This is a genomic window from Nocardia sp. NPDC004604 (genome assembly GCF_040609795.1).
GTDB lineage: Bacteria > Actinomycetota > Actinomycetes > Mycobacteriales > Mycobacteriaceae > Nocardia.
Map to the genome: position 1 here is coordinate 1 of NZ_JBEXLC010000219.1, position 10,550 is coordinate 10,550.

Consider the following 10,550-nt stretch of genomic DNA (forward strand, 5'->3'; position numbering starts at 1 on the left):
CAACGGCGACCGTGATCAGAGCATCGTCGTCTGCCTCACCGATCAGGCGCAGGCGCAATCCCCCGGCCTGCGACTGGTCCGTGCCGTGAACGACTGATCAGATGCCGAGCACGGTCATGCGCTCGGCATGGCTGGCCTGCATGCGCTCGAACAGCGCGGCAATGCCGTTGAGATCACCGGTCGCGCTGAGCACCAGCTCGGTGAGCTCATCGCGCTGGGCCATCACGTACTGCGCCTGGGTGATCGCCTCACCGAGCAGCCGTCGGCCCCACAGGGTCAGCCGGTCGCGCTCGGAGCGGCTCGTCGCGACCGCGCGGCGCACCTCCTCGACCACGAATTCGGAGTGGCTGGTCTCGGCGAGCACATCCCGGACCACGGCGGCGACCTCGGGAGAAAGGGCACCGGCGATCTCGGTGTAGAAGTCGGCGGCGATACCGTCGCCGACGTAGAACTTCACCATCGACTCGAGCCAGGTCGAGGGATCGGTGGAGTCGTGGTAGGCGTCCAGGGCACGCACGAACGGCGCCATCGCGTCGAAGATGTCGACGCCACGTTCGGCCAGTGCGGACTCCAGGGTTTCGAAGTGCCGCATCTCGGCGGCGGCCATCTTCGCGACGGCCACCTTGCCACGCAGCGTCGGCGATAGCTTGGCCTCCTCGGCCAGCCGGTAGAACGCGGAGATCTCACCGTAGGCGAGCACCGCGAACAGGTCGACTACGCCGAGATCATCGGCCGCGAAGGACGAGCCGGACAATGAAACCCCCTGCGCGGCAGCTTCCCATGTTCCTAGCGCTGCGGATGACTGTGCTCCCATATCGAGACAGCCTAGCCCCGGCCCGTTACATGTCAGCGTCATCCCGGTACATATCGGAGTCGTGGCGGCGAACGCCCAGAACCGGCGGTGGCTCAGGACAGCTCGGCCAGGAATTTGTCGAGATAGGTCCAAGTGGTCTCGCGCGCGGTTTCGCCGGTGAGGATGCCGAGATGACTGCCGGGGGCGGTCTCGTAGCGGACAAACCGCGCACCGGTGAGGGTGCGCTGCCCGGCCGCGACGGCGGCGGCCGGGGTGATGACATCGGTGGGTCCGCCGACGAGCAGTACCGGCGCGGTCACCTCGGCCAGCTCGATGCGGCGCTCACCGAGCCGCACGACGCCGCGGCCGATGTCGTTGTTGAGGATCAGGCGGCCCCACAGCTGGCCGTAGAAACGGCCGGGATAGCCGGGCATCTGCGCCATGAAGCGGTCGATGGACTCCATCTTGGCCAGGGTTTCGGTGCGGGCGATATTGCTCGCGACGAACCATGGTCGGGTGAGTTCGCGGTCCCATGCGGTGACCCGGTAGGCGATTCTGGTCAGCGCGGCGGGAATGCCGCCCGCCGCGCGCACCGCGGTCGAGGTCGCGATGCCGCCGGTCAATTTGGCGACCGCGCGCACCTGCGGAATGCCGGTCATCTTGTCGTAGTCCAGCGGCGAGCCGACCGCGGTGATGGAGCGGATCGGCAGTTCGGCGTGCGCCGCCGCGGTCAGCAGCGCCAGGGTGCCGCCGATGGACCAGCCGACCAGATCGACGGGTTTACCCTCGCGATCGGCAGAGGTGCGCAGAATCGCCTCCGGCAGGATGTCGTCGATCCAGGTTTCGAAGCCCATCCGCCGGTCGGCGAAGGTGATCTCGCCATAGTCGACGACATAGGGCGTGCGGCCGGTCTCGAGCAGGAATCTGGCCACGCTCTGATCGGGGCGCAGATCGAAGCAACTGGCGGGCGCGGCCAGCGGCGGCACCAGCAGCACCGCCGAATCCGTTGCGGCAGTGGCGGATTCACCCGCCTCGAAGCGGCGCAGCTGCCGATGTGGTTCATCGCACAGCACCGTCGACGGGGCGGGATCCGGTGTTTCGACGCCTTGGCCGAAGGTCAGCGCCCAGGCATTGCGCGCAGCGATGGTGACGGTGTCGGTGAGACTCACACCCAAGAATCTCTCACATCTCGGTACCGGCGGTAACAGGCAAGTTCGTTTTGTGAGCACCGCCGCATTGCCGTACACCACGCCGATTCAGCTCTGCACCATGCCGATCGGGTTGATCGGCGGCACCAGGCTTTCCTGGACGCGCTGCACCAGTGGCGCGAGCGTATCGGTCAACTCGGCGATCGCGTCCTGCGACAGCGCCGACAGTGCGCCGTTCCAGGCGGCCTCGTCAGTAGTGGCCTCCACCTGATCGAGCAATTCGGCGCCAGTGCCGGTCAGCGCCGGGCCGGTCGGCTCACCTTCGATCAACCCGCGCGCCCGCAACTCGTCGGCGATATCGGACCATTCCTGCTCCGACCAGCCGCGCGCGGGCCGCATCACCGATTCGGGCGCCTTACCCGCCGCCACCTGTAGTACCAGCGCCTGCGATCCGGTCAGCCCGTGGCTGATCAGCGCCGCCACATGTCCGTCACCGCGATGCTCGCGCAGTGTGGTGGTGAGCTGCCACAGCGCGGCCACCGGATCGGCGGACAGGGGCAATTCCGCATTCGCCGCGTAGAGCGCCCGGCCGGTCGCATCGGCCGCGCGCGCTACCGGTTCGAGCAGATCCACCGCGCGGGCGCATTCGGCGTCACCGGCTCCGGCCCCACGCAACAGACCGGTCGAATAGTCGAGCCGGGCCGCCAGACATTCCCCCGGCGTCGTCCTGACCCACGCGTCGGGCACCGCCTTGCCGACCATATCGGGATGGAATCCGGCGAAGGTCGCCGATACCGTGCCCGCGCTCACCGCGCCGAGCGGAGCGGCCCGGAACGCGAAGTAGGTCTGCCAGAATCCGCGCAACCCGAGCGCCACTCCGGCCTCCTTGACACCCGCACCGAAATACACCACATCATGTAGCGGTTCGATCGTGGTCCAGATTCGGCGCGCCAAGTGAATTACCATGTGGCGCAGCGTACGTCGAAGAGCGATCCGAGGAAACCGGACTTTTGCCCCGGAAATGCGGACCTTTTCCAGCGACCCGTATGTAGCCGCTAACATGGCGGCAATTCGAGCCGTGCACAATATCACGCTACAATCTCTGCGGACAACGGAAATTTCGTCCCATCGAGGCGCCGATCACCTGGGCGCCGGAGTTCCGGCGGCGAGGTTTTCGACGTTCAGGAATATGTGCGCGCACCAGATCCGCATCACCCTTGCGCCGCGCCGATGTCTCCCGAGGTAGCCGACACGACGACGAGCTCCCGCCGACATCAAGGGCAGTGGCCGAGGTGAGTATCACAGGCGGATACGTGGTCGTCGCGGACCGACCGGTCCGCCCCACGCCTCGTGCGCGCGTGACGCGATAACGAGGAAGGCACGAACCTGAGCAAGATCACTGTCGAACAAGAACCAGGTCTGGCAGATACGCTGCTGACCGCCGAACTGGACGAATCCCACACCGCCCCGACATTCACCGAATTGGGGGTTCGCGATGAAATCGTGCGAGCACTCGGTGAGATCGGAATCGAACGAACTTTCGCAATTCAGGAACTGACCCTGCCGTTGGCACTCGCCGGTGAAGATCTCATCGGTCAGGCCCGCACCGGTATGGGAAAGACCTTCGGATTCGGTGTGCCGCTGCTGCACCGGATCACCACCGCCGACTCCGGGACGACCCCGCTGGACGGCACCCCGCGGGCACTGATCATCGTGCCGACGCGTGAGCTCTGCATCCAGGTCACCAATGATCTGGAGAACGCGAGCAAGCACCTGAAGAACCACCAGGGTCAGCTGCGCGTGCTCTCGATCTACGGCGGCCGCCCGTACGAATCCCAGATCGCCGCACTGCGCGCGGGCGTCGACGTCGTGGTCGGAACTCCCGGCCGACTGATGGATCTGGCCGATCAGGGCCACCTGATTCTCGGCAAGATCGGCGTACTCGTCCTGGACGAGGCCGATGAAATGCTGGATCTGGGCTTCCTACCCGATATCGAGCGCATTCTCGGCATGGTTCCGGCGCAGCGCCAGACCATGCTGTTCTCGGCCACCATGCCGGGCCCGATCATCACCCTGGCCCGCACCTTCCTGACCCGGCCGACCCATATCCGCGCCGAGGAACCGCACGACTCCGCCGTGCACGACCGCACCGCGCAGTTCGTCTACCGGGCGCACGCACTGGACAAGAGCGAGCTGATCGCCAAGGTGCTGCAGGCCGAGAGCCGCGGCGCGACCATGGTCTTCACCCGGACCAAGCGCACCGCACAGAAGGTCGCCGATGATCTCGCCGAGCGCGGCTTCGCCGTCGGCGCGGTACACGGTGACCTCGGGCAGATCGCCAGGGAGAAGGCGCTCACCAAATTCCGCAAGGGCACCATCGATGTGCTGGTCGCGACCGATGTCGCCGCGCGCGGCATCGATATCGACGACGTCACCCACGTCATCAACTACCAGTGCCCGGAGGATGAGAAGACCTACGTGCACCGGATCGGGCGCACCGGCCGGGCCGGACGCACCGGTGTCGCGGTGACGCTGATCGACTGGGACGAGCTGAACCGCTGGGCCGCCATCGACACCGCTCTCGGCCTCGGCATCCCGGACCCGGTCGAGACGTATTCACGCTCCCCGCACCTGTTCTCGGACCTGGGCATCCCCGAGGGTGTCACCGGCACGGTCCGCAAGGCCAAGCCGGTGCGCGATGAGGACGCCGAAGTGGTCGAGCGCCCCGCCCGCACGCCGCGCAATCGCAATCGCAGACGCACTCGTGGCGGCCAGCCGATCGACGGCGCGGTCAACGGCACCGACGGCGATGCGCTCGACGATGCCGAAACCGATACCGCCGCAGCACCATCCGACACCGCGCCGAACGGTGACGCCGACGACACGGCGGATAAGCCTGCCCGTCGCCGCCGCCGTCGCCGCAAGCCCGCCGGAGACACCGAGTCCGGCACCGAGTCGAATGGCAACGGCGACAACGAAAACGGCGCACCCGCCGCGGCGGACACCAGTTCCGACGAGGCCGACACCACCGATCAGCCCGCGCGCCGTCGCCGCCGTCGCCGCAAGCCCGCGGACGAAGTGGCCGCGGATACCGCCCCCGCGACGGTTACCGCATCGGCATAGTTGATACCCGGGCGCGTCCGTCATAGACGGGCGCGCCTGTAGGGGGCAATCCGGACGAGAGCCGCTCACATCGGTCGGCCGACACGTTGTAGTCTCGCAAACGTGCTCGCACCCGAGCGGCGAACGCGCGCCGACATCATCTCCGCAGTCGCGATCGCCGTGGTCGTGGTGATCGCGGCAGTCGTGGTGTGGGCACGCAGTGACGCCAGGGGTACCGAGTCGGTGACGGCCGAACATCCGGTTTCCACTCCGGCGGCCGCGGATCAGGTGCCGACCAGTCTGCACGAGCTCTGGCATGCCGCCGACCCCGCCGCGAATCGCGCACTGGTGGCCGCTGGCACGGTGGTCACCGGCGCGGACGGCACGGTCACCGGTCACGATCCGCGCACCGGCGCCGACCTGTGGCACTATCGCCGCGACCTATCGCTGTGCGGCGTCGAATCGCAATTCGGCACGGTGATCGCGGTGTACAAGGATCAGCGCGGCTGCAGCCAGGCCATCCTGCTGGCCGGTGAGGACGGTGCGCGGCGAACCGCGCGCAGCAGCTATATGGATCCGGCGGTGCAGCTATCCGTAGACGGCACCTATGTGCTGGCCCAGGGACCGCGGCGGCTGGAAATGTGGCGCTCGGATCTGGTGCGCACCATCGAATACGGCTATGTCGACGCACCGGTCAATGTGAAAACCCAGCCGCGCAAGGGCTGCAAACTGCTCTCGTCGAGTTCGAGCTCCACCCGGCTCGCCGTACTCGAGCGTTGCCCAGAAGACCCCACCGACCGCCTGACCGTTCTCAATCCGGCACCGAAAGACAACACGGTGCCCGAAGAGTACGGCTCGCACATACTCAACGGAACCGGCGCGGACTCCCCCGACGCGCGCGTAATCGCGGTGTCGGACAACCGAATCGTGGTGTACCTGCCGGGTGCGGCGGCGACCGCCGGCGCCGAGGCGACCGCACCGCGACTCGAGGTCTTCGACAGCACCGGGAATGCGCTGGTGGTGCACCAACTCTCCGCACCGCTGAGCGATAAGACGACCACCACCCGGATCAGCTCGCTGTTCCTGGTATTCACCGGCAATAGCCTGATCGCCTTGAACGCCAGCACATTCGATCCGATCTGGGCCGCCCCCGGCGCACTCGGCAGCCCGGTCTTCATGGCGGGCCGACTACTCATGCCGGTGGACGGCGCGATCGCCATCCTCGACCCCACCTCGGGCACCGAGGTCACCCGGATTCCGGTGGCCCGGCCCGGCTACGACGGCTCCCCCATCTCGCTCGCCGTACTCGGCACGACCGTGCTGGAGAAACGCGGAGCCGAGATATACGCACTGGGCTCGTGATGACTGATTTAGTAAGAACATGGGTAACTCGTCGGGCACGCCCAAGAATCCGCCCCCACTTACCGCCGGCCCGGGAGATGACGATCGAGGCACCGACGACCGGCAAAAGATTCGGGGAGGCGGGCTAGCCATGTCCGCACTCGACGACGCCCGGCTGGTCCTACTCCGGCACGGCGAAACCACCTGGTCGAAGCAGCGGCGCCACACCGGCCGCACCGATCTGCCGCTCACCGAACGCGGTGCGGCGCAGGCCCGCGCCGCGGGCGGACTGCTGAGCGAGCTGAAGCTGCGCGACCCGCTGGTGCTCACCAGTCCACGCCAGCGTGCCGTGCACACCGCGGCGCTTGCCGGACTCACCGATGCCGTCGTCGATGACGATCTGACCGAATGGGATTACGGCGACTACGAGGGCCGGACCAGTGTCGAGATCCGCGAGCACGATCCAGGATGGACCATCTGGACCGGAACCGTGCCGGGCGGCGAGACCGCCGCACAGGTCAGCGCCCGCGCCGACCGCGTGCTCGCATCGGTCGAACCCACACTGCCGGACCGGGATATCGTGCTGGTCGGGCACGGTCATTTCTCCCGGGCACTGATCGCCCGCTGGGCCGAACTCGATATCCGGGAGGGGCGGCGCTTTGCCATGTCCACCGCCGCGATCACCGTCCTCGGGTATGAACACGAGGATCGAACCATCCTGGCGCACAACCTAGTTCCCGGCAACAATGGAGCCACACTATGACTCACCCCGGCCAGATCCGCCGTGCCGTCCCCGCCGATGTACCCGCGCTCGTCGGCCTGGTCGAGGACCTCGCCGAATACGAGAAGGCCCGCGACGAGTGCACACTCACCGCCGAACAGCTGCACACCGCCCTGTTCGGACCGTCGCCCGCGGTCTTCGCCCACGTCGCCGCGGATGAGACGGGTGTGGTCGGCTGTGCGATCTGGTTCCTGAACTACTCCACCTGGACCGGCGTACACGGCATCTACCTGGAGGATCTGTACGTCAAGCCGGAGACCCGCGGCAAGGGGTATGGCAAGGCGCTGCTCGCCGCGCTCGCCGAGGAGGCCGCCGCCAATGGCTACAGCCGGGTCGACTGGTCGGTGCTGACCTGGAACGCACCCTCCATCGAGTTCTACAAATCCATCGGCGCCAACCCCCAGGACGAATGGGTCGGCTACCGCCTCACCGGCGCGGCCATCGACAAGCTCGCGGCCGAAGCCTGGTGACCGAATCCTCTCGGTAGTGAATCAGCTTGGCGCAATACGGATTTCGAGTACAGCGATGAAGGTCGACACACCGGCCGAATGGCCGACCACCGCGGACGATGCGATAGCTGTCCAGGATGCGTTGCGGCCGTTGGTGATTGCGTCCGACCCGCGCCCACCACGGTTCCGCACCATCGCCGGAGTCGACTCGGCCTATGACGACGAGACCGGCATCGTCGCGACGGCGGTGGTCGTATTGGACAGCGACACACTTGAACCCGTCGAATCCGCGGTGGTGCGCGGTACCGTCACCTTCCCGTACGTGCCGGGTCTACTCGCCTTCCGCGAGCTGCCGACCACCCTCGCCGCCCTCGAAAAGCTCGACACCACACCGGATCTGCTCATCTGCGACGGCCAGGGACTGGCCCACCCGCGCCGCTTCGGCCTGGCCTGCCATGTCGGAATCCGCACGGGCACACCGACGATCGGCGTCGCCAAGACACCGTGGGGCGACTATCGGCCGCCCGGCCCGGAACGTGGTGCGGCCAGCGATATCACCATGGACGGTCAGCTCGTCGGGCGCGCCCTGCGCACCCAGCGCGCCATCAAACCGGTATTCGTCTCGGTCGGACATCTCATCGACCTCGACACCGCATGCACCCAGGTGCTCGCACTCACCCCGCGCTACCGCCAGCCCGAGACCACCCGGCAAGCCGATCACCTGTGCCGTCGGGCACTGCGCGACGCCACCGTGCGCTGAACACCTGCTCGCTAGGATCTGCGACCCCCGAATAGGCAGACGTCGACCGGGTGAGCGAAGCGATCCCGGTCACAATCCAGCGTCTGGGGATACCCGACGTAAGCCGGTCAGCTCGGCGGCGTCGGGTATCCCCCGGCCATCCAGCGATTCGACGCGGGCGCGAACAACAGCACCAGTGCGCCGATCACCACAACGCCGAGCAGCGCGCCGAACACCGGCTGATGCGAATCGGTCAGCAGCGACCAGGTCACCGGCAGCAGCAGCACCTGCGCGATCACGGCGATGGCCCGTCCCCACCGGTGTCCGAACACCAGACCGATACCGGCCGCGAGTACCGCACCGCCGAGAATGCCGAACCACGCGGCCGTGCCGTACCCGCTGGCGGCATTCTGATCGTGCCCGAGCAGTCCGCGCACGATCAGCACGATCGCCACGATCACCGCGACCGCACCCTCCAGCGCGACCAACCCGCCGGCACCACGCACCGTCGCCGGCACGCCCTCGGCCCGCGCGCCGCTGTCAACCTCGTCCTTGCCGCTGTCCGCCACGCGCCAAGCCTAGAACGCACTTCCCGGCTTTTCGGACCGGGCCGGCAGCCGATTAGGCTTCCGAAGGTGCGGACGCTGCTGATCGTGAACCCGAATGCCACCTCGACTACACCAGCGACTCGGGATCTGCTCGCGCACGCCTTGGAGAGCCGGACACAGCTGACCGTCGCACATACCCAGCATCGCGGCCACGCGGCGGAATTGGCGCAGTGGGCATCGACCAACGAGATGGATCTGATCGTGGTACACGGCGGCGATGGGACGGTCAACGAGACCATCAACGGTTTCCTGCCGCTACCCGAACTGAACGACGGACAGGCCTGGCTGCCACGGCTCGGCGTGATCCCCGGCGGCTCGGCGAATGTATTCGCGCGGGCACTGGGCATCTCCCCGGATCCGGTGACCGCGACCAACCAGCTCATTGATCTGCTCACTCTCGACCGCGACCGCAAAATCGGCCTCGGACTGGCCGATGACCGCTGGTTCGGCTTCAGCGCGGGCGTCGGCCTCGACGCCGACGTGTGCGAGGCGATCGACAACAGTCGCGCCAATGGTCATGCGGCCACCCCCGCGCGCTATGTTCGAACAACTGTGCGACAATTCTTCAAAGCGAAGGGTAAGGAACCGACCGTTCGGCTCGAGATTCCGGGATACGAACCCGTCGAGGGCGTCCATTACGCCTTCGTGACGAACGCGACTCCGTGGACCTATCTGAACGACACACCGGTGCACACCAACCCGGGCACGGCCTTCGAAACGGGTCTCGGCGTGTTTGCCGTGCGGTCGATGTCGATGGTCTCCACCCTGCTGCTCGCCCGCCAGCTGTTGGCTACCGGCGGAAATCCCAAGTCCCGCAGCCTCTTTCGCGAGGACGATGTACCGACGGTGCGAATCGTGGCCAGCGAACCCATCGGTCTGCAAATCGATGGCGACTTTATCGGAAAACGCAACATGGTGGATTTCACAGCTGTGCCGAACGTGCTCGAGGTCGTCGCTCCGCGTCCGGAATGAGCGCGAAACGCGCGAAAAATCCGGGTGTTGTGCTGCGAAAACCAGGTAGAGCGAGTACAAAGGACCGGTCAGGTTCCCCGTAGGGGGACTTTGAGAGCGTGAGCTTCCCCACGGTGCACCAGATACCTATTGACATCTACGGTGTTCGTGAAAGCATTCACAAGCAACCGTGCGGAAACATTCGAGTCGCACAAGTGAACGATCCACAAACCATCGGCGCCCTTTGCGGCGCCCAGCAAAGGAGCAGAGGAATGGACTGGCGCCACAAGGCCATCTGTCGCGACGAGGACCCCGAGCTGTTCTTCCCGGTGGGTAACAGCGGTCCTGCGCTCGCGCAGATTGCCGATGCCAAGCTGGTCTGCGCTCGCTGCCCCGTTACCGCCGATTGCCTGTCCTGGGCCCTGAAGTCCGGGCAGGATGCGGGCGTGTGGGGTGGAATGAGCGAGGACGAGCGTCGCGCGCTCAAGCGTCGCAACGCTCGCACGCGGACCCGCACCGTCGTCTAGTAGGACGACAAGCGTTACCGGACCTTCCAGCCCGGCCCGGTAACGCAGTCAAGCCCGGCACCAACGACGACGAGTATCCGGGTGACTACCCGGGGGATTACGACGCCGAAT

The 10,550-nt window shown here is 66.7% G+C and carries 11 protein-coding genes; 7 read left to right on the top strand and 4 right to left on the bottom strand.

The genetic code is table 11. The annotated features are described in order from the left end of the window. Nucleotides 1-97 precede the first annotated feature (97 nt). From ABZW16_RS40910 to ABZW16_RS40920, 3 genes are all read right to left on the bottom strand, one after another. Nucleotides 98-754 carry a ferritin-like fold-containing protein gene (locus ABZW16_RS40910; RefSeq protein WP_354961533.1) on the bottom strand — a complete coding sequence of 219 codons (657 nt, stop codon included), beginning with the start codon at nt 752-754 and terminating at the stop codon, nt 98-100. Between the two features lie 152 nt (nt 755-906). Further along, nucleotides 907-1,962, bottom strand: coding sequence for an alpha/beta fold hydrolase (locus ABZW16_RS40915; protein ID WP_354961534.1), 1,056 nt, complete (start codon nt 1,960-1,962; stop codon nt 907-909). An 87-nt stretch (nt 1,963-2,049) separates the two neighbouring features. Then, on the bottom strand, nt 2,050-2,907 hold the full coding sequence (locus ABZW16_RS40920) for a hypothetical protein (RefSeq protein ID WP_354961535.1): 858 nt from the start codon (nt 2,905-2,907) through the stop codon (nt 2,050-2,052). Nucleotides 2,908-3,360: 453 nt separating this feature from the next. Between ABZW16_RS40920 and ABZW16_RS40925 the strand changes: the two genes are divergently transcribed. From ABZW16_RS40925 to ABZW16_RS40945, 5 genes are all read left to right on the top strand, one after another. Further along, the gene (locus ABZW16_RS40925) at nt 3,361-5,064 is read left to right on the top strand and encodes a DEAD/DEAH box helicase (protein WP_354961542.1); all 1,704 of its coding nucleotides are present in this window, start codon (nt 3,361-3,363) and stop codon (nt 5,062-5,064) included. A 102-nt stretch (nt 5,065-5,166) separates the two neighbouring features. Further along, nucleotides 5,167-6,405: a hypothetical protein gene (locus tag ABZW16_RS40930; protein WP_354961536.1), complete on the top strand. Its 1,239-nt coding sequence runs from the start codon at nt 5,167-5,169 to the stop codon at nt 6,403-6,405. A gap of 130 nt (nt 6,406-6,535) precedes the next feature. Further along, entirely contained in the window at nt 6,536-7,147 is a 612-nt protein-coding gene (locus tag ABZW16_RS40935; RefSeq protein WP_354961537.1) for an acid phosphatase, read from the top strand. After that, complete coding sequence (locus tag ABZW16_RS40940; RefSeq protein ID WP_354961538.1) at nt 7,144-7,635, top strand: GNAT family N-acetyltransferase; 492 nt, start codon at nt 7,144-7,146, stop codon at nt 7,633-7,635. Before ABZW16_RS40935 ends, ABZW16_RS40940 begins: the two co-directional genes overlap by 4 nt. Nucleotides 7,636-7,690: 55 nt before the next feature. Then, nucleotides 7,691-8,374, top strand: coding sequence for an endonuclease V (locus ABZW16_RS40945; RefSeq protein WP_354961539.1), 684 nt, complete (start codon nt 7,691-7,693; stop codon nt 8,372-8,374). Between the two features lie 107 nt (nt 8,375-8,481). Here the strand turns inward: ABZW16_RS40945 and ABZW16_RS40950 are convergent, their stop codons facing one another. After that, nucleotides 8,482-8,922, bottom strand: coding sequence for a hypothetical protein (locus ABZW16_RS40950; RefSeq protein ID WP_354961540.1), 441 nt, complete (start codon nt 8,920-8,922; stop codon nt 8,482-8,484). Nucleotides 8,923-8,988: 66 nt separating this feature from the next. On the opposite strand from ABZW16_RS40950, the gene ABZW16_RS40955 reads away from it, so the two are divergent. After that, nucleotides 8,989-9,933: a diacylglycerol kinase family protein gene (locus tag ABZW16_RS40955; protein WP_354961541.1), complete on the top strand. Its 945-nt coding sequence runs from the start codon at nt 8,989-8,991 to the stop codon at nt 9,931-9,933. Nucleotides 9,934-10,184: 251 nt separating this feature from the next. Continuing rightward, nucleotides 10,185-10,439, top strand: coding sequence for a WhiB family transcriptional regulator (locus ABZW16_RS40960; RefSeq protein ID WP_011211115.1), 255 nt, complete (start codon nt 10,185-10,187; stop codon nt 10,437-10,439). The last annotated feature ends 111 nt before the right edge of the window (nt 10,440-10,550 follow it).